The sequence below is a fragment of the Formosimonas limnophila genome, assembly GCF_014652675.1.
Classification (GTDB): Bacteria; Pseudomonadota; Gammaproteobacteria; order Burkholderiales; family Burkholderiaceae; genus Hydromonas; species Hydromonas limnophila.
Genome location: NZ_BMZG01000007.1, coordinates 64,182 through 88,417, shown reverse-complemented (window position 1 = coordinate 88,417; position 24,236 = coordinate 64,182). Strand labels below are relative to the sequence as shown.

The following is a 24,236-nucleotide window of genomic DNA, read 5'->3' as shown; positions in this document are numbered from 1 at the left end:
TTGTCTTTTTCGGCCAGTGGGCTTCTAATCATTGCATCAGAACCATGCATAGCCTCTTTACCATTGTGATCGGATTCGGCTAAAATAAACCACATTATTTTCAAAGGCACTTATTATGAAACCCATCTTAGTCCTCCAACACGCACACTATGACTGGCCTGGTTACTTCACAGACTGCCTCGTGAATTGGGAAATCCCTCATGTGGTCGTCAACATTGAAGCAGGCGACCTTTTGCCTTACTCCATTCTCGACTACAGCGGCTTTGCCATTATGGGTGGCGCGATGAGCGCAAATGACGATGCAGTTTACCCACACCTCGCTCAAGCCTATGGCCTGATTCACGAAGCCATCTCACACCGCATCCCTGTCATCGGTCATTGCCTCGGCGGTCAGATGCTCGCACGAGCAGCAGGTGGCATCGTCATCAAAGCCCCAGCCTCAGAAATTGGTTGGCACAAAATCAGTCCCTTGCACACCGCTGCTGCTTATGAATGGTTTGGCGGACTAAACCCCGTGACATTGTTCGAATGGCACAACGAAACCTACCTGCCGCCGCCACAAGCACAGCTACTCGCAGGCAGTTTGTATTGCTTAAACCAAGCATTCGCACTCGATGGCATCCACCTCGGCATGCAGTTTCACGTCGAGGCGTTGCCCGAAAAAATCAACCACTGGCTGGACACCGCTCGCAGCGACATCGAGCTTGCCAATGAGCAAAACATCCACTCCGAAGAAAAGATCCGCCACGATAACTGGGTTTATACCGAAGGCGCACAAGCCGTCGCAAGACATCTGTACACGCGTTGGTTACAGAATGTCTCAAAATACTGAGTCAAAACGTTTCACTTAGGTGCTTTCATGGAGAACTCGGTACTGGCCACTTGTCAACCTCTCTCCACATTCGTGTATTAGCATGTGGTATCTTTTCACACATCACCCACAAGGAGCGACATGAAGATCAAAACCACTTTAGCCATTGCAACGACTTTGATTAGCTCAACAGCATTCGCAGATACCAGCGTGTTTGTCCAGCAAGAGCAAAGCGTCGGTAAAGACAGTTACGTCGGAGTCAGACTCGAAGCGCCCCTCTCTGACAGCGACAAAGCCGTAGCCCGTATGTTTAAACGTGATAGTGCACAACCCGAGAAAAGCTCCGTGCAACTTTACGGTCAGATTGACCTCGGCTATCAGTACAGCAAATGACGAAAAAAGACGCATTCATCGCGTCTTTTTTATATCAAACACAAACACTTAAAGGCCTGCGTAACTGTTAATCCCGCTATTCGCCGCAAATAGTATTAATAATGTTATCGCTCAAAAGGCTCAGGTTTGAGCATTGACAGCCTGCTTCATCAGGTGTCATATAAGGTGCAACACACCTTGGATGCCATTAATAATCTGGTGCATTTGGCATAAACACCAGATGGTCGATACAACATGCTTGAGGTCAATGCCGTCACCCTGCTGCAATTAGCCATGAGTCAAATACAAGCACAAGCGACAGCCAAAGACATTCGCCTCGAACTCAATCGCACCATGGATAATCTATTCGAGCACACATGGGTTTGGGGTGATGCGGGAATGCTGACGCGTGCCTTCATGAATTTACTCACCAATGCGGTGCGTTACAGTGACTCAGGCCGGCGTCTTCATATCACTGTCAGTGGACACGAGCACCAATCGAGTGCATTGTGTCATCCGTGATAAAGGCATCGGCATGTCTGAGAAGCAAATCGCTGGACTCAACCAAACGCTGATGGGACTAACCGCCACGCAACAGAATCAAAGCAGCCAAGGCACCACCGACGCAGCAGGCAGCTTAGTGGTCGGCCTGCGCATGGTCTCAACCGTTATACGCAATCACAATGGCATAGTGGTATTTACAGGCTCAAAGACACAAGGCGATGCACAGGGTACCATCGTCCGTGTCACCTTACCTGCACTACCGCGTGAGGGTGAAAATTGAATTTTACTCAAGCACAATGTCCTTATCGACGAATCGTGAGCTTGTACTGACTCATCAGAATCGCTCAAGCAACCTACAAAAAACGGTAAAAACCAAATTTCTCAATCCAATCAAAGCCTTATTTGACAGACAGGGTGGCTTTGGGTACAATGCTCCCTTTGAAACTTGGCGCACAGGTTTCGCCATGTCATCCCACAGGATGACATTTGGCACGAAAGACCTTTTACCTGACGCCCAACCTATTCACTGATGATACTGAAGTTCAGTGGATGATTGCTAAAAAGGAAGCACATGTTTTTTTCGATTGACCTCAAACGCGCTGTGACAACTCGATTCACACGCACCCTCAAACGCATGATTGCCGTCACCATCGGCACCAGTTTAACCATCGCCAGTATTTCTGCTTCTGCTGATGACTCATTCACCCAACGCTTGGTATCCAAAGCCATGGACTTGGTCGGTGTTAAGTACCGCTTTGGCGGTACGTCGCCTTCGACAGGACTCGATTGCAGTGGATATGTTCAATATGTATTCAAAAGCGCAGGCATTAATCTGCCACGCATTGCGTCTGATATGGGTCGCACAGGGGAAGCCGTTGGTAGTGGTAGCATGGCTCCTGGTGATTTGGTGTTTTTTAACACACGTGGCTTTGCAAACTCACATGTCGGCATTTATTTAGGAAACAGCATGTTCATTCACTCACCACGCTCTGGTCGCTCTGTGAGTGTTGAAAGTTTGGACATTCCTTACTGGAAGTCCCGCTTCAACGGTGCACGCCGCGTCAGTGGCAGCAGCGTCAACCCCAACAGCTTTTCTGGTAACGCCCCACAGGGGATGTAAACCACACCAAAAAACCCCAGCAGCGTGCTGGGGTTTTTGTTTTCTATTATTTTTATCTTTATTTGGTAACTTGGCGCTGGCCTATTTTACACACACTATGCCGCACTATACTTTTGTCTCCCGCTCATTTATCGCCTTGCTGTCCTATCGGTTATTTGTCATCTTGTGTTACCAAATCACAGCGGTGGTGGTTGGCTGGCAAATCTACCAACTGACAGCTGATGCTCTAGCTTTGGGCTTGATCGGCTTGGCGGAAGTAATCCCTTATTTCGCCAGCGCTTTGTTTGCAGGTTATGCCGTTGATCGGTACAACAAACGTCGCTTAGGCCTCATGGCTTGCTCGCTACTGGTGCTCATGACATCGGCTTTATTGGTTTACTCGCTTCTGCCCTCTGAGCAGGTGCAAAGCTGGGGAACAGTCCCCATCTATGCGGCCATTGCGCTGTCTGGCTTCGCTCGCGCATTTTTAAGCCCTGTCTACAATACATTGCTGGTGCAGCTGGTTGAGCGCAGTGACTATGCACGCGCGGCAGGTATCGGCTCATCCATCTTTCAGTTGGCTCAAATTGGTGGCCCTGCCATTGCTGGCGGTTTATTGTACTTTGGCAGTGTGTCCATGGTTTATGGAGTGACAGTTGTATTCGCTGTGCTGTCTGTCGTGGCTTTGTGGCTCATTCCAAACGTCGTTGCCGCCCCAGCCAAACTGCCACATGCTGGCGATGTGCGTGCTGTTTTCTCAGACATTGGCCAGGGGTTGCGGTTTGTGTTTGGCCATCAGATTTTGCTTTCCGCCTTGGCTTTGGATATGTTCGCCGTTCTGTTTGGCGGTGCGATGGCACTGTTACCCGCCTTCGTAGCCGATGTGCTGCACAGCGGCCCAGAAACACTCGGCTTACTGCGTGCAGCACCCGCCATCGGCGCTTTGTCCATGGGGTTGTATTTGACCAAACACCCAATTGACCGACATGCGGGGAAGATTTTACTCGGCGCTGTCACTGGTTTTGGCGCATGTATGATGGTGTTTGCCCTGTCCAAAGTACTTTGGCTCAGCGTTTTGGCTTTGGCAGTATCGGGTTTGTTTGACAGTGTGTCGGTGGTGCTTCGCTCAACCATCCTGCAATTGTCCACGCCCGATGACATGCGTGGTCGTGTTTCTGCCATCAATGGTTTATTCATTGGCTCGTCAAACGAGCTGGGTGCTTTTGAGTCAGGATTAGCTGCCAAATGGCTGGGATTGATTCCTTCCGTGCTCACAGGCGCGGGGGTGACGTTCTTGGTCGTTGCAGTAGCCACAAAAGTCGCACCACGACTGCGCGCATTGCACATGAAAGACTTGATTTAAAAGCGAAGAATCTTCTTACCCCAGCAAACAGACAAAAGCAAGTTGTGGGTGGGTGTATTCTACAGCTCAATCTCACCGCCAATATCACGCACTGCCTGCACGAGTGTTTGCCATGCGGGTGATAAATCATCGCACGCAGCACCACTAGCTTTGACGCCCAGCTCAATCTGATAGACTTTCACAGAGACCCCGTTTTTCAATTGAGCACCTACAGTGGGCAAACTGTAGGTTTTTACACCCGCGAATCGCTGCTCAATCATCACCATCAGTGGTGAAATTTGGGATTCTTGCAAACCGAATACCTGTGCAGATATGTGCTCGTGCCGCGCTCGCAAAGATTGTTCAGCATAGTAAGTATCCAGCACCCACGCCAACATCGGGTGCGCCATGACAGGAAAACCTGGGACAAAATAATGCGCTCGAATGCTAAAACCCGCAATGCGATTAAATGGATTTGGGATGATGTCTGCACCTTCTGGGAAGTTCGCCATCTGCAAACGCTGCTTTTGTAATGGGCTGTCTAAATCATCACCGCGCTCTAACCCAATCTGATTAATCAGCTTGGCCGCCTCAGGATGCTCAACCAGCGGCAAGTTCAGCGCAGCAGCAGCGGCTTGGCGTGTGTGATCATCAGGTGTGCCACCAATGCCGCCCGTGACAAATACCACCTCTCCCGCCGCAAAACTGCGCTGCAACGACGCGACAATCTGTTCAGGCTCATCCGCAAGATAGGTGACCCATTTTAAACGCAGGCCACGATCAGCCAACATCGACTTCACCGCTGAAAAATGCGCATCAACCCGTGTACCATGCAAAATCTCATCGCCAATAATCAACAAACCAAAGTCCATCAGATTCCTATTTCTTTAAAATGGGCGTTTGCGCACGCAAATCACGCAAAGCCTCTAAACAATAACAACTATAAGCCAAACCACAAAAAGTAAACAATGCCGTAAAAGTCAACACAGACAGCAAGGCCGTGAGTGGAATCAACACCACCCCAATCACCGAGCCCATCCAAATAAACGTCGGCACAGCCCCCATCAATGTCACCGCGACACCCAGCAAAAATAAATTCATATTGTGTCCACGACCAATCCGCTCGTACTCCTCAGATGTCGCATGGTTGGCCAAGGCATCGAACGCAAACACCTTTTGATTATAACGCGCCATCACACCCGTCTGAATCACAGCGCCAATTCCTGCGAGGAAATATGCAGGTGTCGTCACCAACCAAAAAAATGCGAACCAAAACGTCCAGCCCACCATGTGGCGAATACTGTGCCAAGTCGATAAACCCTTATGCGACATCAATTCAGGGAAATGTCGTTCGGCAACGGCTTGGTTGATGTGACTCATGCCAAACACACTAATCAAAAACATTGACGAGAATACCACAGCCATCAACCACAACAAAGAAATCAGCAAAAATGTCCCTGCACCAATTAACCAGTCCAAGGCTCGAGACCACCAGCCTTGCGTTGATGTGGCAGATGTCTGCCAATCGTTGAGTCGCAGGCTGATTGCGTCGCCCATCAGCCACCAACCCACACCAATAATCACGCCCCAAAACAGCAACGACACCAACACAGGACGCCACACCAAACCCCAAACGCGTGGCGTCAACATCATCACAGCGGCACGTGTCAGTGCTTTTATCACTTTATCCATCTCTCACCCATTATTGACTGAACCACGATGACTCAAAAACCGTTGTTCCAAAACATCCACATTCAAACGGCCATGACACAATTCACACCCCATCTCATCCAACAACACAGGGATTTTCATTGCCCATAACTCTTGCAAAGCCACATCGTCTTCAATATCAAGCCACATTAAATCAAAGGCAAATCGTTTTTGCAACACCTGCAAATCAGCCACCATGTCATGACACAAATGGCAGTCTTCTCGCCCAATCACACGAAGCTGCAATACCATCATTAATCACGCACCTCAATGCCCACAAACTGGCGTGTGGCACCACGCACGACATACACAAAGACACTCTGACCTGTCGCAAAGGTTTTGGCTGCTTGATTAAATCCTTCCACACTTCTGATATCCTGTTGATTCAAAGAGAGCAAAACATCACCAGCCTGTAAGCCAGCCGCCTGTGCAGCTCCTTGAACAAAGGCAATTTGCACACCATTGTCTGAGGACACTTGGCTTTTTTGAGCAGGCGTTAGCCCGCGAACTTTCAGTCCCAATCGCTGCCATGCAAAGAAATTGGCCTCATCAAAAGCATTCGTCGCCTTCGGAATCGACATGCGCAACTCTCGACGGTCACCACCACGCCAAACGGTCACTTCAACTTCATCGCCTTGACTCAAAAAGTCACGCAACGCACTCAAATCCGACACATCAATCACCCGCTGAGACTCCAGAGCCACAATCACATCGCCTTTAAGCAATCCGGCGCGAGCTGCAGGGCTGCCTGCATCGATGTTTCGCACCCATGCACCTGTGGCGTTCGGTAAACCCAGTTCCGTTTGTGTTTTTTCGGTCACATTCTCAGCTTGAAAGCCAAGCTGTTGCCATGTTTGCGGTAGCTTTTGTGCCAAATCTTTGCTGCTCACCAGTTTTGACACCATGACATGGCGTGTTAAACCCTGCTGCGATTTAAGCAAGTTTGAGTTCAGCGCAAGCACTTCACCCTGAGTGTTTAAAAGTGGGCCGCCCGTGTTTGACTTGTCAATGTCCACATCAGTGAGCAAACCCAGTGATTTGGTCAGAGCCAAATCCGCACGCACCACACCTGCAGACACGCCTTTTTGATTCGCCCCAACGGCCAAGACGAACTCACCCTCAGCCACATTGTCCGCCATGGGTAAAGCGGGTAAGCTACCTGCTGCGACTTTGAGCACGGCCATGTCACGTTTCGAGTCACTACGCAGCAATGTCGCTTTGAGTCGTCGCTTGTCAGAGAGCTGCACATAAATCTCGTGAGCGCCCACCACAATGTGATAATTCGTCAAAACCACCCCATTTGGAGCGATGATGAAGCCGCTGCCTTGCGTTTTTTTCTTCACCACAGGTGCGGCGTCTGCTTTTACAGGTGGCTCATCGCCATCACCGAATACCCGTGTAAAGACCTGATAGACAGGGTCACTTGTGATGTTTTTGTATTCTTCAGGCACTTTCACTTTGACCCACTGAACTGCCTGTACCGTTACCACACTCGGCGCACTGGTGCGCACAATTTGCGCAATATCAGGCGCTGCCGACACCACAGGCAACGACAACATCAAACAAACGCTTAAAAACACACGAACACCAATCAAACGCATCATCCATCCCAAAAAATCAAAAAATAAGGCAATAAAAAGCCAATTGACAGCACAGACCCACAAGCGCTATTAAACCACAAAAAAAAGCCAGCGCGAGACTCGCTCGGCTGGCTTTGTTCATGAATGCGATAAATTAGATTTTTCGCATCAAAATCGAACCATTCGTGCCACCAAAACCGAATGAATTGCTGATGGCCACTTTAATTGCCAAATCACGTGCGGTGTGTGCACAATAGTCCAAATCACACCCCTCACCAGGATTGTCCAAATTAATGGTCGGTGGTGAAATTTGGTTCGCAATCGCCAAAGCCGAAAACACCGCTTCAACACCACCAGCACCACCGAGCAAATGCCCCGTCATGGACTTGGTTGAGTTGACAACGACCTTCGTCGCATGATCCCCCAAAGCGCGTTTGACCCCAATCGTCTCAGCCACATCACCCAGCGGTGTGGATGTGCCATGCGCGTTGATGTAATCAACTTCATCAGGGTTCACACCCGCATCACGCATGGCATTGACCATGGCACGTCGTCCGCCATCGCCATCTTCGGCAGGTGCTGTCATGTGGTTGGCATCAGCCGACATGCCATAGCCTGCCACCTCTGCATAAATTTTTGCACCACGCGCCAAAGCATGCTCGTATTCTTCGAGCACCAATACACCCGCGCCTTCGCCGAGTACGAAGCCATCACGGTCTGCATCCCACGGACGAGAAGCCGCCGCAGGGTCATCATTGCGTGTAGACAAAGCACGCATATTGCCAAAACCCGCAACCGCCAAACGCGACACGGTCGCCTCCGCACCGCCAGCCACCATCACATCAGCATCCCCGTACTGAATCATGCGAGCCGCCTCGCCTATGCAGTGCGTGCCTGTGGTACAAGCGGTTACGATGGCGATATTCGGTCCTTTTAGACCGTATTTAATCGACATGTGACCCGAAATCATGTTGATAATCGAGCCGGGAATCATGAAAGGCGAAACGCGACGCATCCCTTTATTGATCATGGTTTCGGCATTTTCTTCAATCATCGGCAAACCACCAATGCCTGAGCCAATCGCCACACCAATGCGCTCAGCATTTTCTTCGGTGACCGTGATACCCGCATCAGTAAACGCCTGAATACCTGCAGCCAAGCCATAATGAATGAAGGTATCCATGGTGCGCGCTTCTTTGCTGCCCAAGTATTGCTCGACGTCAAAACCCTTAACTTCACCAGCGATATTGACACTATAAGCCGATGCATCAAACTTGGTGATATGGGTGATACCCGAACGACCTGCGATTAAATTATCCCATGCTGTAGCCACATCATTGCCCACAGGCGAAACAATGCCCAAACCTGTGACAACCACTCTGCGTCGGCTCATGATTTTTTTCCTTATTGGTAACAGTGCATTTATCCGACATCGAACAAACCACCTTAAAACAACAAAGAGACCTGCAAGTGAGGTCTCTTTGTGTTCAATCTTGATTCAAAACGGACCAAAAATTGGGAAACTGCAATTACTTAACGTTGGCAGTCACGTAATCAATCGCTTGTTGAACCGTGGTGATTTTTTCTGCGTCTTCGTCAGGGATTTCACATTCAAATTCGTCTTCCAAAGCCATGACCAATTCAACGGTATCCAATGAGTCAGCGCCCAAGTCATTCACGAATGATGATTCGTTTTTGATTTCGGCTTCGTTCACGCCCAATTGTTCTGCGACGATTTTGCGGACGCGTTGTTCGATGTTTTCCATGCTGTAATCTCCATTTAAAAATAAAGTTGCCTATATCAGGCCTTGCTGATGGGCGTCATTGTAACAGCATTTAATGCCATTGCAAGTTTTGCAGCAAAAATCGTCAGCACGCCCGTTCGATTTTAAAACACTGATTTGGGCTAAAAGAGCCCCCAGCAGTTGCTCATGACGCCCCCCCCCAATGAAACAAGAGTACGACTCAGCGCCAGCCACGCAGCAGAGTACGACTCAGCGCCAGCCACGCAGCACAACCATCAATCAAATAGCCAAAATATCCGATACACGAATATCGTAATGCGGATAGCGCGCTAGCACATGCTTGACGATTTCGTACACACTGCCTTCTTCACCTTCTGAAACCACGATGATGGATGACGACTTGCCCGCGTCGTAACCGTGATTGAGCACGGCATATAGCTTTTCTAAGTCCGTTGCTCCTCGAGAATCAAATATCCTGCGCACCTGACCCAACTCCGCCATTTAAGGCAATGAAACCCGCGTCATGCCCCCACCTCAACGAAAAACAATCGATTGTGCGACGTTGCTGTATCGCGAATTTTATCAATCGCTTCCACCACCGTATTGAGCGCCGTATCACAGCCAATCGTGTAGTCTGTGCCAAAAATGTCATTGTCAATCGTCGCAGGAAAGCCCACCAGAGGTACACCAAACTCAGACTCAAATGCCAAGGCACCCGTGAAGGTGCCATCACCACCAATCACGACCAAGGCATCTAAGAAGTTGGACTTATAACTTTTAAACGATTTTTCTCGACCAGCCGCATCATAAAAAACCATACAGCGTGCACTTTTGAGAATCGTGCCACCACGGTGAATGATGTTTTTGACATCACGCGCGCCCATGTTCGCCATTTGGTTATCAATCAAGCCTTGATAACCCATTTCGATTCCGACAGCAGTAATACCGTGGTACGCGCATGCGCGTACCACGGCACGAATGGCAGCGTTCATACCAGGAGCGTCACCACCCGAGGTCAATAAGCCAATGCGTTTAAGAGTTTGCGTCATATAGAAAGGTGATTGATTAATATGCCTGCATGATAACGTCAGCTGTGAGAACACGCAAATCAGTTCTGACTCACCCCATCAACCGCTGTTGCGCAAACCCGCCGCTAAACCATTAATGGCGATGTGAATGCCATTGGTCACCTCTATCGACTCATCCCCCGCTCGATAGCGTTTGAGCAGCTCAACTTGCAAGTGATTGAGTGGATCCAAGTACGGCAAACGATTGCGCAGACTACGTGCCAATGTGGGGTTGTCGGCAAGCAAGACGTCTTGACCCGTGATTTTGGTCAACATAGTAAATGTTCGTTGCCATTCGCCAACAATTTCCCCAAAAATTCGTTGAGACAGCTCGCTATCGACCACCATTTCGGCATAACGAGACGCAATCGCCAAATCAGTTTTTGACAAAATCATGTCCACATTGGAAATCACTGATTTAAAAAACGGCCAATCACGGTACATATTCTGCAAAATCGCCAGACGCGCCGCATCATCGGCGACCCACTGCGTGAACGCCGAACCCACGCCATACCAACCAGGCAGCATGATTCGCGCCTGTGACCATGAAAAGACCCAAGGAATCGCCCGCAAGTCCTCTATCCGAGCCGATGGTTTACGTGCTGATGGACGTGAACCGATGTTGAGTTGGGCAATTTCGTTGATCGGTGTGGCAGCACGAAAAAACTCTGTGAAGCCTTCTGTTTCATAAACCAATTTTCGATAGGCTTTAAAGCTCAAATCTGACATTTCACGCATGGCCAATTCAAACACTTGCCAATCTTTGGCATCGGAGACATGCGCAGCACCTGTCTCTAACCCGGCTGCAACCAGCGTTTCAAGGTTGCGCAACCCCAAATCAGGATCACCATATTTCGCACCAATCACCTCACCTTGTTCAGTGAGGCGAATCTTGCCTTGCACACTGCCCGCAGGCTGAGCAAGAATGGCGTCATAACTCGGCCCACCACCACGCCCCACCGAACCACCACGTCCGTGGAAAAACGACATCGCCACATTCGCCTGTGCAGCGACTTGGGTCAAAGCCTGCTGCGCTTCGTAAAGCGACCAATTTGAAGTGAGAAAACCGCCGTCTTTATTGCTGTCTGAGTAGCCAAGCATGACCTCTTGTGTGCGACCACGCGCATCGAGCCATTGATTGACGACAGGTAACTCAAACCATGCTTTCATGACTTCTGGTGCCGCTTGTAAGTCCTCAATGGTTTCAAACAGCGGCACAATGTCAAACGCGCAAAACGCCTGCTCACCACCTGCTGCGAGACCCGCCTCTTTCATCAACACCGCCACTTCGAGCATATCAGAAACACTGGTGGCTTTAGAAATGATCGCCTGCTCAATCAACGGCGCACCAAATCGCTCACGCAGCTCACGCGCTTTGTTAAAAATCGCCATCTCCCCGATGAGCAACTCGCTTTTATCCACCCATGGATTAACCAAGAGACGTGTGCTGTTTAACTCTTTGAGTAACAATTCACAACGCTGCACTTCAGACAACGCCAAATAATCAGGGGTAACTTGTGCGGATTGAAGCAACTGGGCCACACACGCCTCATGCACATCAGAGTTCTGCCGCAAATCAATGGTCGCCAAATGAAAACCAAACACATGCACCGCTTCAATCAAATGATTCAAACGACCGCTCACCAGCGCTTCGCTGCGATTAGCCACCAAAGAGTCGGCAATCACGCGCAAATCCGCTGCTAACTCATCCGCATGCAGATAAGGCTGTGCCGTCACCTGCGAGGCGGGAGTCGCCACCAAGCCACACAAATCATGCGCCGTCTGTGCCACACGGCCATACAAGCCAATGATGGCGCGACGATACGGCTCATTCGCTCGGTGAGGAGATAAGTCCCCCGATACATCCGCCAATGCCAATACCTCATCACTCACTTGCACAATGGTTGATGCGAGAGGCAATTCAGCACCGAGCGCATGTAATTGTTCCAAATAATGCTCAAACACCGCCGTCGCCTGCGCATGAGCACAGTAATCAAGCGTCTCAGCAGTCACAAACGGATTGCCATCACGATCACCGCCAATCCACATGCCCATACTGATGGGACGCAAAGCACGTGTCTGATCTTCATTGGCACCGAGTGCTCGAGCCGCAGCTTGATAGCGTGCGACCAAGGCAGGAATGCGCTTGAGAAAAGTCACGGGATAATAACTAATCGCATTGGTGATCTCATCAGCCACTTTGAGTTTCGATGTGCGCAAAATCGAGGTCTGCCAAAGCGTCTGCACCAAACGATCTAACTCAGTGATCCATTCCTCTTCCTCTGACTCATCCATCGCACCATGATCACGCTTGGCCAATAGATGTGCGACAGAGCGGGTTAAATCCAGCATACTTTTTCGCTGAACTTGTGTCGGGTGTGCAGTCAACACAGGCACAACAGCAACGCGGCTCATGGCGGCCAAAGCATCTTTGCTCGAAATACCTTTTGCCTGCAAATTTTGCAGCGCCCGCGCTAAAGTACCTGTTTGCGGTGCAGCCCCTTTGAGCCGATAGGCACGACGGCGGCGATTTTGATGGACATCCTCAGCAATATTGGCCAGCAAGGAAAACAAGCTAAACGCCCGAATCACGCGCAAGGCTTCACCGTCGTCCAAACTGGCGCATAAGTCAGTCAATGACTGACGTGCCAAATTGGCCATATCGTCTGGGGCATCAGACGCTTCACTTTTACGAAAATGCACGGCTGCTTGGCGGATATTTTCGGTGTGGTCAAATGCTTGCACGCCAGCATGCATGCGCAAGGCATCACCCAGCAAGCGCCCCAGCAGCCGAGTATCCTCGACCAGTGGCTGTTGTTTTTCATCAACAGGCGGTGCCAAAAATGGTGTGGCTGGTAAACTCATCTTTCATCCTCTTCTCATCACGTTATTTTTTTATGAACAAAAACAATGCGTTGCATGATGCAAAGCATTGTTGTCTTTTTTACTCGTGTGATGAATGGGGAGAACCACTCTTATGTTTTGTGGTTTTTACAAACCTTGAGGCAAGTGTACCGCGCGACGCGAGCAAAAACAAGGTGAAAATGATGCGGTGCAGCGCTTACAACATTCATCATCAAAAAACCTCAGGCGTACTACCTGAGGTTTTTTTGGTGTGCACAGTCTAGGATAAAATGCCCATTACACCACCTGCAGCTCCATGTCTTCTGGCACTGCGGTTTCTTGGCTCATCAATATGAGCAACTGCCCAAAGTGGCTGATTTGAGTAATTGAGGCATCCGACAGTGCAGGATGCTTTGGCTCAATCGTGAACGCTCTCTGTGCTAATTTGAGCAAACAAACGTCATTGAGATTATCACCGACAGCAACCACGTTGGCTTGCTGCAAGACAGGCTCTTGTTCAAAAATATAACGCAGCACATTGCTTTTACAGCATTCATGTTCTGCACAACCATCAACATGATAAAACGCCCGATTAACCAGCAAACTCCCCTGACACACGCCCGCATCAAAACTCAAAGTATGCGCCAAGGCAAAATCCGCAAAAATCCGTCGACGCACAATCTCCGCAGCCACAAAATAACTGTCGCTGACCACTCCGACCTTGTAACCACGTCGGCGAAGCGCATTCACCACAGCAATCACATCGTCGCGAATCGGTATCGCACGCGCCACCTGCTTAAATTGTGATTTATGTACGAAACGAAACAGCGCCGCGATGTCTTGACTGCGAGTCGCCGCGTCCACATTCTCGGAGTCAAGCAAAGCCATTAATTGCTCCGTCTTTCCCGTCGCTTTGGCCAGCTCACTGACAAAACGCTCTGTGGTAATCGTACCATCCATATCCAGCAAAACCAGCTTAGTACAGCCTTCGAGCTTGGTCAACACGCGGTCAATATCGGTTTGATTTTGACGCTCCAATTCAAAAATCGACATGATTTGATCCACACTTAAGCGCCCTACTGATTTAGCACGCTCCAAAATCACGCGGCTAATCTCCTGCGCCATCAAGCTCAAACCATGTAATGATTGACTGACATCAAAACACGATAAAAAAGAGGATATCAAACCTAAAGAGATACACCCAAAAAACTAAAGAGAAAACACATTTCCAGCAATCTACTTCAATCCAAAACTCTCTAAACAACTCATAAACAGTGCATGACTGGCGTTTTCACCCATTAAGACTTATAATGACATCCTTTGCTTTTCGGCGACATTTGTTGTCAACGCGCCCCCAAACCCATATTTTTTTATACCGTCATCATCATGGAAATCGAACGCATCAACGCCCTATCCAACCAACTCAACGATTTGCGCGACCGCATCGAAGCGCTTTGGGGGTATCTTTGACTACGCTGGCAAAGCAGACAGATTAGCCGCGGTCAATGCCGACCTTGAGGATCCGAACGTTTGGAATGACTCCAAACGCGCACAGGATTTGGGTAAAGAAAAAAAATTATTAGAGAGCACCGTTCACATGCTCGACCATGTCAAACAACATCAGGCAGATACTGCCGAATTGTTTGAAATGGCGCAAATGGAGGACGATATAGACACCATCATGGTGCTTGAGTCAGACATTCATGCTTTAGAGGACGAAATCGCCAAAGCAGAGTTTCGTCGCATGTTCTCCAATCCGATGGATCCGCAACCATGCTTTATTGATATTCAGGCTGGTGCAGGCGGCACGGAAGCCTGTGACTGGGCATCCATGCTGTTGCGTCAATACGTGCGCTACTGCGAGCGCAAAGACTTCAAGGTTGAGATTCTCGAAGAGTCCGCAGGTGATGTCGCGGGCATTAAGTCAGCCTCTATGAAGGTTGATGGCGAATACGCTTATGGCATGCTGCGTACCGAAACAGGTGTTCATCGCCTTGTGCGCAAATCACCGTTTGACTCTTCAGGTGGTCGCCACACATCGTTTGCGAGTATTTTCGTTTACCCTGAGGTAGATGACTCGATTGAAATCGACATCAATCCAGCCGATTTGCGCATCGACACGTACCGAGCCTCAGGCGCGGGTGGTCAGCACATCAACAAAACCGATTCAGCCGTGCGCATCACGCATTTACCAACTAACACAGTCGTACAGTGCCAAAACGACCGCTCACAGCACAAAAACCGTACAGAAGCGATGTCAATGCTCAAATCGCGTTTGTATGAGCTTGAGCTGCGCAAACGCCAGTCCGAGCAAGACAAGCTCGAAGCGACCAAGTCCGACGTGGGTTGGGGACACCAAATTCGCTCTTATGTCCTTGACCAGTCACGAATTAAAGACTTACGTACCAATGTCGAGGTCTCTAACACCACCAAAGTACTTGATGGCGATTTAGACATGTTCATCGAAGAAAGTTTAAAACAGGGAATCTAAACAATGCTAAAAAAAATATCAGCCGTCACATTGTTCGTCAGCCTACTGGGGTTATCTGTACCAAATGCACAGGCTGTGCAAATAACCAAGTTTGAGACATTGACCCAAAAGCAGATTGAGCAGTCTTATTATTTTGACTGGAACCGCAACTCAACATTTCGTGCGGCCATTTACAAGGCATTTAAAACATCAAAAATCACAGTACCTTCATGGGTTAGACAAGGGGCAGGTCCTGCAGCACCCGCTCGAGTCATCACCAGTGGCGCCACCAAATTTGTTTTACTCAACACCTGCAAAGCACGCGAATGTGATAAAAATGAATTGTTTGTCGTATTCGATCCCGTCACAAAAGCAGCCTTTGCCGTGGGTCAACTCGATGGCAAAACCACGTGGATTGGCAACCCCAACGCCACTGTGAAGCAGATTTTAAGCACGGCCAGCGGACTTCGTTAAATCAACATCTTTCTCAAGCGCCGTGAATGTGACCACGGCGTTTTTTATTTTTTAACCATTGACTATCATGACCGACCAAAATCAAAGCACCGACCCCATCATTGACGAAAACAGCATCATCGCTGAACGACGCCAGAAACTCACCAAATGGCGTGAGCAAGGTGCAGCCTACCCCAATCATTTCACACCCTCTCACCGAGCAGGTGCACTCCAAACCGAGTTTGAGGCTCTGGACAAAACAGAGATAGAGGAGCGCGCAATTGAAGTATCAATCGCTGGTCGCATGATGCTCAAGCGCGTGATGGGCAAAGCCAGTTTCGCCACGGTGCAAGATGCAACCGGTCAAATCCAGTTTTACATCAATGATGAAGGCATCGGCGCGGACACACATGAGTCGTTCAAACACTGGGATATGGGCGACATCATTGCAGCAAGCGGAACCTTATTCAAAACCAACAAAGGCGAGTTATCCGTGCGTTGCTCTGAGCTACAGCTCATCAGTAAATCATTGCGCCCTTTGCCAGACAAATTCCACGGCTTGGCCGATCAAGAGCTCAAATATCGCCAACGTTATGTCGATCTGATCGTCTCAGAACAAACCCGTGACACATTCATCAAACGCAGCAAAGCCATGAATGCGCTGCGCGAATTCATGATTGACAATCAATTCATGGAAGTTGAAACGCCGATGTTGCACCCGATTCCGGGTGGCGCGTCGGCTAAACCATTCAAAACCCACCACAATGCACTTGATATGGAAATGTTCTTACGCATTGCGCCTGAACTCTACCTCAAGCGTTTGATTGTTGGCGGTTTTGAGCGCGTGTTTGAAGTCAACCGCAACTTCCGCAACGAAGGCGTTTCGCCCCGTCACAACCCTGAATTCACCATGATGGAGTTCTACGCGGCTTATACAGACTACGAATGGATGATGAACTACACCGAGTCAGTCATCCGCGAAGTCGCCACTCGCGCCACGGGCAGCGCCGTGTTAACCTACCAAACGAAAGAGTTGGACTTATCCAAACCATTTGACCGTCTCACCATCACGGGCGCCATTGAAAAATACGCGCCAAACTATGTTGGTACGGCTTTGGACGACCTCGAATTCTTGCGCAGTGAGCTTAAGAAAAAGGGTGTGGACATGAATGCCGCACCGATGAAAAACGCAGGTTTGGGCGCATTGCAATTGGCATTGTTTGAAGAAGTCGCTGAACATCTGCTGTGGAATCCGACATTCATCATCGACTACCCTGTCGAAGTCTCACCATTGGCGCGTGCTTCTGACAAAGATGCCAATATAACAGAACGTTTTGAGCTGTTTATGACAGGTCGAGAAATCGCCAATGGCTTCTCCGAGTTGAATGATCCAGAAGATCAAGCCGCTCGTTTCCTCGCCCAAGTCGCGGCCAAAGATGCGGGTGATGACGAAGCCATGTATTTCGATGCCGACTACATCCGCGCTTTGGAATACGGTATGCCTCCAACAGGTGGCTGCGGTATTGGCATTGATCGCTTAATGATGCTCATTACTGACTCACCCAATATTCGCGATGTGCTGCTGTTCCCGCATTTGCGTAAAGAAGAGTTTTAAGCAAATCTTTTAAGTAACCTGCAATCACATAAAAGGCCGACTCACATGAGTCGGCCTTTTAATACTCTATACTTCAGATACTTTTATAGCACCCATCAATGCTTAGCAGAATCATCCGCCAACATCTCTTTGCCTCCCAAAGCCCATTTAGTAATCGGTTTAGCGAGCAAGAGCAACACCACACCAAACACCGTGCTGGTGATGAACATTTGGTTGAATGCATCAGGCAAGCCCGTTGGACTTTCAGTATCCATACCCGCCACCAGCAAACCCGCCAATAAATTACCCAATGACGCTGCGACAAACCAAAAGCCCATCAACTGATTGGTAAAGCGCTCAGGTGCCAAACGTGAAAACGTACTCAAACCAACTGGGCTTAACATCAACTCAGCCACGGTGTGAATCAGGTAAGTCATGGTTAAAAACATAAACGAGACTTTCTCACCCGTCACAGCGATTTTCGCCGCAGGAACTAAAATCCAATAACCAACTCCCATCAGAATCAACGCCAAACCAAACTTAGTGAACACTGAAAAGTTGCGTCCCTTGGCTTGTTGCCGCATCCAAAACCATGCGATAAAAGGCGTTAATGTGAGGATAAAAAAGGGGTTTAAGTTTTGAAACCACGATGCAGGAACCTCTGTATCACCAAACTGCCGTTGTGTCATGTCGCTGGCAAAAATACTCAATGACGAGCCAGCTTGCTCAAAGCCTGACCAAAACAATGCAGCACCAAAAAACAGCACAGCCAATACAATCATGCGCTTTTTCTCATCAGTCGTTAAACCACCAGCTAAGTAAATATTGATGAAAAACGCCACCGCAATACCGACAATGATAACCCCCATCGCACCAGCCCAGCCAACCGCGTTGGATAAATCAATTTTACCAAGTACAGCCAAAACACCGACCAGAGCGACAAATGCTGCGCTAATCATGAGCGTCAAACCACGGTGAGTAGGTGGTTTGGCAATTAATGCTGCGGTAGGCTGGCGCATTGGGGCTTCGCCTTTACCTGCTAAGGAGCGTTTGCTGGCGTACATAAAGTTAACCAAGCCCAAAAACATAGCGACGGCTGCCGCTCCAAAACCCAAGTGCCAATTAATAGACTCGCCCAAATAGCCGACCACAAAGCCACCTAAAATGGCACCTAAATTGATGCCCATGTAAAAAACAGAGAACCCCGCATCGCGTCCACCCACATCATTCTTATCGTACAAACTGCCGACAATGCTTGAAATATTGGGCTTTAATAAACCCGTACCGACCGCAATGCAAAATAAACCAAAATAAAAAATACTTTGTACGTCTGACGAAACGGCCAATAAAATATGACCAATCATGATAATCACGCCGCCCAGAATGATTGACTTTTTCGCCCCTAAGAATCGGTCTGCCACCCAGCCACCAGGCAGCGCAAAAATATAGACTGCCGCTGTATAAAGGCCATAAATCGCAGCAGCCTCACTCTTTTCGAGCCCCATACCGCCGTTATTGACCTGATCAACCAAGAATAAAACCAAAATGGCGCGCATGCCATAGTAACTAAAACGCTCCCACATTTCTGCGAAAAAGAGCGAGCCCAAACCTGCTGGGTATCGAACGCTGGTGTTCATATTGTCTCCTTGAGTTTATTTTTGAACCCGTTTTTAATTAGAACCTTCAGTTTGAATCATAGGCTGGATAACTCATAAAATCTAATTATTAAAACTTATGTGACATATGTAAATGTTATAAACTAACTTTTTTATGCCAAGGGGTGGATTATGAGTTTTAAGTTCAGGCAACTCGAAGCCTTTCGCGCCGTCGTCAGCGCAGGCTCAGTCCAAGAGGCCGCCACTCAACTGTTTATTACACAGCCTGCCGTGAGCCGCTTGGTCAAAGACCTTGAGCATGAACTTGGATTCATGCTGTTTGACCGAGCTAAAGGGCGATTGGCTTTAACAGAACAAGGCTCATTATTTTTCGAGTCAATGGAAACTCATTTTTTAGGCATAGAGCGACTGAGCAACACGGCCAAAACCATTCGACAGAACACTGTTCAAAAAATCACACTGGCATGTTCGCCGACGATTTCCAGCACATTGCTTCCCGAATGTATTGCCGCCATTCAAAAAACATACCCACAGCTGCATATAGATATTCACACCACAGAACTGGCCAACATCCGCAGCATGATGCAACGAGGTGTTGCCGATATGGCTATGTGCCTCGACTTTCCCGTGACATCTGGCGTGAACCGCAGGCGACTCGGCTCTGTCGATGCCTTGTGCGCCATGCCACATGGGCATCGATTAACTCAAAAAGAACAAGTTAAACTCGAAGATTTAGAGGGCGAATCCATCATTGAATGGCTTCCCATCAGCCCCTTCGTTCACTCAGATGAACATGCACTGCTCGAGCGTCACCACATCACCAACACATGTCTTCTCAGAACACAAACGGCTCATACTCGCTACGCTCTGATTGCCGCAGGTTTGGGCCTATCCATCACAGAACCCTTTACCGCTAAGAATTGGCTTGGCTTAGGTGTCTCCACGCGCCCCATTACACCAACAGTACAGTTTGATTACATTGTTGCTTATCAAAAGAACCTTGAGTCTTCAGAACTCATACAATCGACGCTTTCAATCATCCAAACCATTTATGAGCAATACGCCGCCAAAATGTGACACTCCTAAAATCTTGCCTCTGTCTGTAAATCGCCACCAAAAGAAAACCCGACTCTCAGGGAGTCGGGTTTCTTATTGTGTCACAGTCGCTTAATCTCAGGCGATGGATCAGACAAAACCCGCTCCCAACCAATCAAAGCCGCTTTACGCTCAGGACGCCAACGATAGTGATTGAGCACGCCGCTGCTGCGAATCACGCGGTGGCAAGGTATCAAGTACGCAATGGCATTGGCCGCCACACAACTCGCGACAGCCCGCACCGCCGCAGGCCGATTCACTTGTTTAGCCAATGTTTGATAAGTCACCACCTTGCCAAATGGCACGGTCAACAAAGCGCGCCAAACCTGAATTTGCAAATTCGTTCCTTTAACCAAAACAGGCAATGCTCGCCTCGGCTGTGCACGCATGACACCATCCAACAAAGCGGTCAAATCATCACGAAAATCACTGTCGCCTTGAAGCAGTTGTGCCTGCGGAAAACGCTCTAAAATCAAAGTCTCTGGCTTTTGCTCTGCATCCACAAACGCTAGCACACAAATCCCACGAGTCGTCTGCGCCACCACCATGTCACCGAATTTGGTTGCAAACACATCCCACCTCAGCGTCAGGTTTGCACCTCCATCACGATACTCCACTGGTGTCATCGCCTCTAAGCCCACAAACAAATCATGCAGCCGCCCACCACCAGACAAACCCGCATCAAACGCATGATTTAACAAAGCTCCTGTTGCATCGTGACGCAATCCCGATTTCAAACGTTCAATGGTCAACTGCTGTAAAAACCGCTTGGGGCTCACACCGACCCAATCAGAGAACAAACGTTGTAGATGGAACTCGCTCACCGACATTGCTTTGGCCAGCTCAGTCAAACTCGGTTGCTCATGCTGGTGCTCAATCAGCCACTGCATGGCTTGAGCTGCTCGCTCAAAATGATTCATTTAGTTACCCTCGCGCCAATAAAAATGTTTGATTTTAAAATGACTCATCCTATCAAGCGACCCGATTCTTGCGAAACACATCAAATACTCACCACGCCAGTCCCATGCGTTATAATTGCGCACCCTCATCAACCAATCGTTAGTATGCCACTCATTCGCCGCCTCAGACCACACCATGCATGTATCGCGCGTGCCGTCACCATCGGCAACTTTGACGGCGTTCACCTTGGTCACAGTGAAATACTCAAAGAGCTGGTCAGCGTCGCAAAGCAGCGCGAACTCACGTCCACCGTCATCACTTTCACCCCTAATCCCAAAGCTTTTTTTGCCAAAAAAGCCAACCACCCTATTCCCAAACAAATTCTGACATTGAGAGATAAAGTTCGTTTATTGCAGAGTCATGGCATCAATGATGTGGTCATCTTGCCGTTCAATACTCATTTGGCCAAAATGAGCGCACAAGATTTCATCAAACAAATTCTGATTGACGCCCTCAACACCCAACATTTAATGGTCGGTGATGACTTTCGATTCGGCGCAAAACGCCAAGGTGACTTCGCACAACTGACTCAAGAGCAAAAGACCCATGGTTACACTCTGGCCAGCTCACCAACTGTGACACTCGAAGGCGAGCGTGTCTCCAGTTCAGCGATCCGCGCGGCTTTAGCGATTGGGGATTTGACTCAAGCAACGCAGCAGCTTGGCCACCCACTCACATTGTCAGGCCACATTATCTACGGACAACAATTGGGACGCACCATCGGCGTCCCCACAATTAATCTAAAAATGCCAGAGCACCTCGCAAGTCATGGCATCTATGCTGTCACCGTCGCTTTGGGTACGCGAACCTTTCAAGGTGTTGCCAGCATCGGTCACAGACCATCCGTCAAAAACAACGGTCAGTGTTGGTTAGAGGTGTTTATTTTTGATTTCAACGAGCAGGTTTATGGGCAAATCGCTCAGGTTACGCTGCATCACAAAATCAGAGACGAAGCGCATTTTGACAACCTCACCACACTGATGGATGCAATTCAACAAGACGTTGACGATGCCAAGTCGTTTTTCATTAAGAACCAAATGTAAAAAACCGCCCAGATGAGCGGTTTCTTATTGCATACAACCTATCAATTGTCGCATAAAGCTGCTGCAACACATTCTCCGCTAACACTCCATGATATCGCTGAACCAGAGTCTGCTGGTTTTTGAACGTAGGTCATATCTTCTGTTTTACCCGCAGACTTAAATTTATCAGCCGCAGTTACAGTGATAACACCATCAGCTACACTGACCGACTTCACATTACTCTTTGTGGTAGTTGTATCATTGGTCGTTTTGGGAGGAACACCGTTTGTGGCTTCATCACAATCTGTGTAGGAGCCAGTTTTTTGACGGCATAGTTCAACAGCTGCTTTGTAAGGACCAGCCGCATTCACTACCTCAACAAACTGGGCTTTTTGCAAACTATTTTGAAATCGTGGCACCGCAATCGCTGCCAAAACCCCCACCACAGCGATGACCACCAACATTTCAAGCAACGTAAAACCTGCTTGTGAGGCTACTGCGCTTGATTTACGCACTTTTAAAAGTTTTGATAAAAAATCACAAACGTTCATTTTTGCCACACCTTGTGTATAAATACGAATAACGCGGCGATTATAACCGACTTTTCTCAAAAAGTACATCCCAAACACCATGCCCAAGGCGATTACCGCGATTTTCGTACTTCGTCAAAGGACGAGCATCGGGTCGGGGGATATAGCCACCCAATGATGTATCTTGGGCCGTATTATTCAAAAGCATCTCTTGCGACAAGACTTCCAACATTTGTTCCGCATAATTTTGCCAGTCCGTCGCACAGTGTATATATCCACCTACTTTCAACCGCAATGCCAGTTCATGAACGAAAGGCGACTGAATGAGGCGACGCTTGTGATGTCGCGCTTTGTGCCACGGGTCGGGAAAATAGACATGAACACCTTGCAGCGTTTCAGGCACAATCATATCGCGGATGATTTCAACTGCATCGTGTTGAATGACGCGTAGGTTTTTAAGATCGCGTTCTTGAATGCGTTTGAGCAGTGCGCCAACGCCTGCGGTAAATACCTCTACCCCGATGTAGTTGGTATCAGGGTTGGCGGCGGCGATACTGGCGGTGGTTTCGCCCATGCCACAGCCGATTTCGAGCACGACTGGGTTGTTGTTACCAAATATCGTCGCCCAGTCGGCTTCAGTTTTTAACTGTTTTTCATAAGGGACACCGTAAATAGGGGTGAGCGTTTCGTAAGCGCGTCGCTGCGCTTCTGAAAAATGGCCTTTTCGGTAGACAAAACTTTTGATGTGGCCGTAAATCGATGAATTTTCTTCTTGGGTCATAAGGTCAACTTCATTAACTTGATTAATATTGGACTTCAACGGGGTCTAAACTGCGCCAGAGAAACCAAGTGGCGACGGTGTTCCATGGCGAAAATTGCTCAAAAAATTGGTGTTTGGCCGCAGCAGGCGTGAGCCGTCCAACGCCGTAATGTTTTTCTAATCCACGCAACAACCCGATGTCATCAGTGGGAAAAACATTCGGGCGCAACAGAGTGAACATGAGAAACATCTCAGCACTCCAGCGACCGATGCCGCGAATACTGGACAACTCGGCGATGATCTCATCATCTGTGCGACGTGCCCAATAAGCAGGCCCAACACGGCGCGTATCAAAAAACTCGGCAACTGCGTGGATGTATTCGACTTTACGCACGGACAAGCCAACACTGCGCAACTCATCATGCGTGAGTGCCAAAACATGCCTCGGCGTGATACACGGACACAACACACAAAACCGTGTCCAAATCGCATCGGCAGCCTTAACCGAAATTTGTTGCCCCACCACCGAGCGTACCAGCGTGACGAACGGCTGACCGCGACTGACAATGCGCGAGCCTTTGAACGTACGAATCAGCTCTTTCATGACTGGGTCGCGGCGCGATAACTCACGGCAGGCACTCGCCCATTGCGCGTCATCCATG

Annotated in this window: 26 protein-coding genes; 11 read left to right on the top strand and 15 right to left on the bottom strand. The window is 48.9% G+C overall.

The genetic code is table 11. From position 1 onward, the window contains the following. Positions 1–115 precede the first annotated feature (115 nt). From IE082_RS07650 to IE082_RS07625, 6 genes are all read left to right on the top strand, one after another. Positions 116–832, top strand: coding sequence for a type 1 glutamine amidotransferase (locus IE082_RS07650; protein ID WP_189493327.1), 717 nt, complete (start codon positions 116–118; stop codon positions 830–832). A gap of 120 nt (positions 833–952) precedes the next feature. Beyond that, complete coding sequence (locus IE082_RS07645) at positions 953–1,204, top strand: hypothetical protein (protein WP_189493326.1); 252 nt, start codon at positions 953–955, stop codon at positions 1,202–1,204. A gap of 234 nt (positions 1,205–1,438) precedes the next feature. Then, positions 1,439–1,705 carry a hypothetical protein gene (locus IE082_RS07640; protein WP_189493325.1) on the top strand — a complete coding sequence of 89 codons (267 nt, stop codon included), beginning with the start codon at positions 1,439–1,441 and terminating at the stop codon, positions 1,703–1,705. Next, positions 1,617–1,967, top strand: coding sequence for an ATP-binding protein (locus IE082_RS07635; RefSeq protein ID WP_229809769.1), 351 nt, complete (start codon positions 1,617–1,619; stop codon positions 1,965–1,967). The genes IE082_RS07640 and IE082_RS07635 overlap by 89 nt, the downstream gene beginning before the upstream one ends. A 291-nt stretch (positions 1,968–2,258) precedes the next feature. After that, positions 2,259–2,807: a C40 family peptidase gene (locus IE082_RS07630; protein ID WP_189493323.1), complete on the top strand. Its 549-nt coding sequence runs from the start codon at positions 2,259–2,261 to the stop codon at positions 2,805–2,807. 97 nt (positions 2,808–2,904) lie between these two features. After that, positions 2,905–4,149, top strand: a complete 1,245-nt coding sequence (locus IE082_RS07625; protein ID WP_189493322.1) for an MFS transporter — start codon at positions 2,905–2,907, stop codon at positions 4,147–4,149. Positions 4,150–4,208: 59 nt separating this feature from the next. On the opposite strand, the gene IE082_RS07620 is transcribed toward IE082_RS07625, so the two are convergent. From IE082_RS07620 to IE082_RS07580, 10 genes are all read right to left on the bottom strand, one after another. Then, entirely contained in the window at positions 4,209–5,000 is a 792-nt protein-coding gene (locus tag IE082_RS07620) for a competence/damage-inducible protein A (RefSeq protein WP_189493321.1), read from the bottom strand. 7 nt (positions 5,001–5,007) lie between these two features. After that, positions 5,008–5,820, bottom strand: coding sequence for an EI24 domain-containing protein (locus tag IE082_RS07615; RefSeq protein ID WP_189493320.1), 813 nt, complete (start codon positions 5,818–5,820; stop codon positions 5,008–5,010). A gap of 3 nt (positions 5,821–5,823) precedes the next feature. Then, entirely contained in the window at positions 5,824–6,093 is a 270-nt protein-coding gene (locus IE082_RS07610) for a glutaredoxin family protein (protein ID WP_189493319.1), read from the bottom strand. Then, positions 6,093–7,442: a PDZ domain-containing protein gene (locus IE082_RS07605; protein WP_189493318.1), complete on the bottom strand. Its 1,350-nt coding sequence runs from the start codon at positions 7,440–7,442 to the stop codon at positions 6,093–6,095. Before IE082_RS07605 ends, IE082_RS07610 begins: the two co-directional genes overlap by 1 nt. 130 nt (positions 7,443–7,572) lie before the next feature. Further along, positions 7,573–8,811: a beta-ketoacyl-ACP synthase II gene (fabF, locus tag IE082_RS07600; RefSeq protein ID WP_189493317.1), complete on the bottom strand. Its 1,239-nt coding sequence runs from the start codon at positions 8,809–8,811 to the stop codon at positions 7,573–7,575. Positions 8,812–8,947: 136 nt separating this feature from the next. Beyond that, positions 8,948–9,184, bottom strand: coding sequence for an acyl carrier protein (gene acpP, locus IE082_RS07595; RefSeq protein ID WP_189493316.1), 237 nt, complete (start codon positions 9,182–9,184; stop codon positions 8,948–8,950). A 258-nt stretch (positions 9,185–9,442) separates the two neighbouring features. Next, positions 9,443–9,664: a hypothetical protein gene (locus tag IE082_RS11280; RefSeq protein ID WP_229809768.1), complete on the bottom strand. Its 222-nt coding sequence runs from the start codon at positions 9,662–9,664 to the stop codon at positions 9,443–9,445. A 20-nt stretch (positions 9,665–9,684) separates the two neighbouring features. Next, positions 9,685–10,212, bottom strand: coding sequence for a 6-phosphofructokinase (locus IE082_RS07590; RefSeq protein ID WP_229809767.1), 528 nt, complete (start codon positions 10,210–10,212; stop codon positions 9,685–9,687). A gap of 78 nt (positions 10,213–10,290) precedes the next feature. Then, a complete protein-coding gene (gene ppc, locus IE082_RS07585; RefSeq protein WP_189493315.1) occupies positions 10,291–13,095 on the bottom strand; it encodes a phosphoenolpyruvate carboxylase in 2,805 nt (934 codons plus the stop codon). Positions 13,096–13,371: 276 nt separating this feature from the next. Next, entirely contained in the window at positions 13,372–14,199 is an 828-nt protein-coding gene (locus tag IE082_RS07580; RefSeq protein WP_189493314.1) for an HAD family hydrolase, read from the bottom strand. Positions 14,200–14,460: 261 nt separating this feature from the next. On the opposite strand from IE082_RS07580, the gene prfB reads away from it, so the two are divergent. The 3 genes from prfB to lysS all read left to right on the top strand — a co-directional run bounded on the left by prfB (position 14,461) and on the right by lysS (position 17,612). Continuing rightward, a protein-coding gene (gene prfB / locus IE082_RS07575; RefSeq protein ID WP_189493313.1) for a peptide chain release factor 2 occupies positions 14,461–15,565 on the top strand; the annotation gives its coding sequence in 2 pieces (ribosomal slippage) (positions 14,461–14,541 and positions 14,543–15,565; 1,104 coding nt in all). 3 nt (positions 15,566–15,568) lie between these two features. Beyond that, positions 15,569–16,018, top strand: coding sequence for an Ivy family c-type lysozyme inhibitor (locus IE082_RS07570; RefSeq protein WP_189493312.1), 450 nt, complete (start codon positions 15,569–15,571; stop codon positions 16,016–16,018). A gap of 67 nt (positions 16,019–16,085) precedes the next feature. Further along, positions 16,086–17,612 carry a lysine--tRNA ligase gene (gene lysS, locus IE082_RS07565; protein WP_189493311.1) on the top strand — a complete coding sequence of 509 codons (1,527 nt, stop codon included), beginning with the start codon at positions 16,086–16,088 and terminating at the stop codon, positions 17,610–17,612. Between the two features lie 95 nt (positions 17,613–17,707). Here the strand turns inward: lysS and IE082_RS07560 are convergent, their stop codons facing one another. Continuing rightward, positions 17,708–19,228 (bottom strand): peptide MFS transporter, encoded by a 1,521-nt coding sequence (locus IE082_RS07560; RefSeq protein ID WP_189493310.1) that lies wholly within the window; start codon positions 19,226–19,228, stop codon positions 17,708–17,710. 150 nt (positions 19,229–19,378) lie between these two features. Here IE082_RS07560 and IE082_RS07555 point away from each other — a divergent pair, with 150 nt between their 5' ends. Next, on the top strand, positions 19,379–20,284 hold the full coding sequence (locus IE082_RS07555; protein WP_189493309.1) for a LysR family transcriptional regulator: 906 nt from the start codon (positions 19,379–19,381) through the stop codon (positions 20,282–20,284). A gap of 80 nt (positions 20,285–20,364) precedes the next feature. Here IE082_RS07555 and IE082_RS07550 read toward each other — a convergent pair whose 3' ends face one another. Then, a complete protein-coding gene (locus tag IE082_RS07550; protein WP_189493308.1) occupies positions 20,365–21,222 on the bottom strand; it encodes a bifunctional transcriptional activator/DNA repair enzyme AdaA in 858 nt (285 codons plus the stop codon). A gap of 144 nt (positions 21,223–21,366) precedes the next feature. On the opposite strand from IE082_RS07550, the gene IE082_RS07545 reads away from it, so the two are divergent. Then, the gene (locus IE082_RS07545) at positions 21,367–22,305 is read left to right on the top strand and encodes a bifunctional riboflavin kinase/FAD synthetase (RefSeq protein ID WP_189493307.1); all 939 of its coding nucleotides are present in this window, start codon (positions 21,367–21,369) and stop codon (positions 22,303–22,305) included. A gap of 41 nt (positions 22,306–22,346) precedes the next feature. On the opposite strand, the gene IE082_RS07540 is transcribed toward IE082_RS07545, so the two are convergent. From IE082_RS07540 to IE082_RS07530, 3 genes are read right to left on the bottom strand one after another with little or no spacing between them, the layout of a single operon-like run. Then, entirely contained in the window at positions 22,347–22,904 is a 558-nt protein-coding gene (locus IE082_RS07540; RefSeq protein ID WP_229809766.1) for a pilin, read from the bottom strand. Further along, entirely contained in the window at positions 22,876–23,595 is a 720-nt protein-coding gene (trmB, locus tag IE082_RS07535) for a tRNA (guanosine(46)-N7)-methyltransferase TrmB (protein WP_189493305.1), read from the bottom strand. Before trmB ends, IE082_RS07540 begins: the two co-directional genes overlap by 29 nt. Positions 23,596–23,617: 22 nt before the next feature. Then, positions 23,618–24,235 (bottom strand): DNA-3-methyladenine glycosylase family protein, encoded by a 618-nt coding sequence (locus IE082_RS07530; protein WP_189493304.1) that lies wholly within the window; start codon positions 24,233–24,235, stop codon positions 23,618–23,620. Position 24,236 lies beyond the last annotated feature (1 nt).

What these genes read in the sequence shown, in the direction of transcription:
- IE082_RS07650 (WP_189493327.1), top strand. Translation starts at nt 116, where the DNA reads ATGAAACCCATCTTAGTCCTCCAACACGCACACTATGACTGGCCTGGT.
- IE082_RS07645 (WP_189493326.1), top strand. Translation starts at nt 953, where the DNA reads ATGAAGATCAAAACCACTTTAGCCATTGCAACGACTTTGATTAGCTCA.
- IE082_RS07640 (WP_189493325.1), top strand. Translation starts at nt 1,439, where the DNA reads ATGCTTGAGGTCAATGCCGTCACCCTGCTGCAATTAGCCATGAGTCAA.
- IE082_RS07635 (WP_229809769.1), top strand. Translation starts at nt 1,617, where the DNA reads ATGCGGTGCGTTACAGTGACTCAGGCCGGCGTCTTCATATCACTGTCA.
- IE082_RS07630 (WP_189493323.1), top strand. Translation starts at nt 2,259, where the DNA reads ATGTTTTTTTCGATTGACCTCAAACGCGCTGTGACAACTCGATTCACA.
- IE082_RS07625 (WP_189493322.1), top strand. Translation starts at nt 2,905, where the DNA reads ATGCCGCACTATACTTTTGTCTCCCGCTCATTTATCGCCTTGCTGTCC.
- IE082_RS07620 (WP_189493321.1), bottom strand. Translation starts at nt 5,000, where the DNA reads ATGGACTTTGGTTTGTTGATTATTGGCGATGAGATTTTGCATGGTACA.
- IE082_RS07615 (WP_189493320.1), bottom strand. Translation starts at nt 5,820, where the DNA reads ATGGATAAAGTGATAAAAGCACTGACACGTGCCGCTGTGATGATGTTG.
- IE082_RS07610 (WP_189493319.1), bottom strand. Translation starts at nt 6,093, where the DNA reads ATGATGGTATTGCAGCTTCGTGTGATTGGGCGAGAAGACTGCCATTTG.
- IE082_RS07605 (WP_189493318.1), bottom strand. Translation starts at nt 7,442, where the DNA reads ATGATGCGTTTGATTGGTGTTCGTGTGTTTTTAAGCGTTTGTTTGATG.
- fabF (WP_189493317.1), bottom strand. Translation starts at nt 8,811, where the DNA reads ATGAGCCGACGCAGAGTGGTTGTCACAGGTTTGGGCATTGTTTCGCCT.
- acpP (WP_189493316.1), bottom strand. Translation starts at nt 9,184, where the DNA reads ATGGAAAACATCGAACAACGCGTCCGCAAAATCGTCGCAGAACAATTG.
- IE082_RS11280 (WP_229809768.1), bottom strand. Translation starts at nt 9,664, where the DNA reads ATGGCGGAGTTGGGTCAGGTGCGCAGGATATTTGATTCTCGAGGAGCA.
- IE082_RS07590 (WP_229809767.1), bottom strand. Translation starts at nt 10,212, where the DNA reads ATGACGCAAACTCTTAAACGCATTGGCTTATTGACCTCGGGTGGTGAC.
- ppc (WP_189493315.1), bottom strand. Translation starts at nt 13,095, where the DNA reads ATGAGTTTACCAGCCACACCATTTTTGGCACCGCCTGTTGATGAAAAA.
- IE082_RS07580 (WP_189493314.1), bottom strand. Translation starts at nt 14,199, where the DNA reads ATGGCGCAGGAGATTAGCCGCGTGATTTTGGAGCGTGCTAAATCAGTA.
- IE082_RS07570 (WP_189493312.1), top strand. Translation starts at nt 15,569, where the DNA reads ATGCTAAAAAAAATATCAGCCGTCACATTGTTCGTCAGCCTACTGGGG.
- lysS (WP_189493311.1), top strand. Translation starts at nt 16,086, where the DNA reads ATGACCGACCAAAATCAAAGCACCGACCCCATCATTGACGAAAACAGC.
- IE082_RS07560 (WP_189493310.1), bottom strand. Translation starts at nt 19,228, where the DNA reads ATGAACACCAGCGTTCGATACCCAGCAGGTTTGGGCTCGCTCTTTTTC.
- IE082_RS07555 (WP_189493309.1), top strand. Translation starts at nt 19,379, where the DNA reads ATGAGTTTTAAGTTCAGGCAACTCGAAGCCTTTCGCGCCGTCGTCAGC.
- IE082_RS07550 (WP_189493308.1), bottom strand. Translation starts at nt 21,222, where the DNA reads ATGAATCATTTTGAGCGAGCAGCTCAAGCCATGCAGTGGCTGATTGAG.
- IE082_RS07545 (WP_189493307.1), top strand. Translation starts at nt 21,367, where the DNA reads ATGCCACTCATTCGCCGCCTCAGACCACACCATGCATGTATCGCGCGT.
- IE082_RS07540 (WP_229809766.1), bottom strand. Translation starts at nt 22,904, where the DNA reads ATGTACTTTTTGAGAAAAGTCGGTTATAATCGCCGCGTTATTCGTATT.
- trmB (WP_189493305.1), bottom strand. Translation starts at nt 23,595, where the DNA reads ATGACCCAAGAAGAAAATTCATCGATTTACGGCCACATCAAAAGTTTT.
- IE082_RS07530 (WP_189493304.1), bottom strand. Translation starts at nt 24,235, where the DNA reads ATGGATGACGCGCAATGGGCGAGTGCCTGCCGTGAGTTATCGCGCCGC.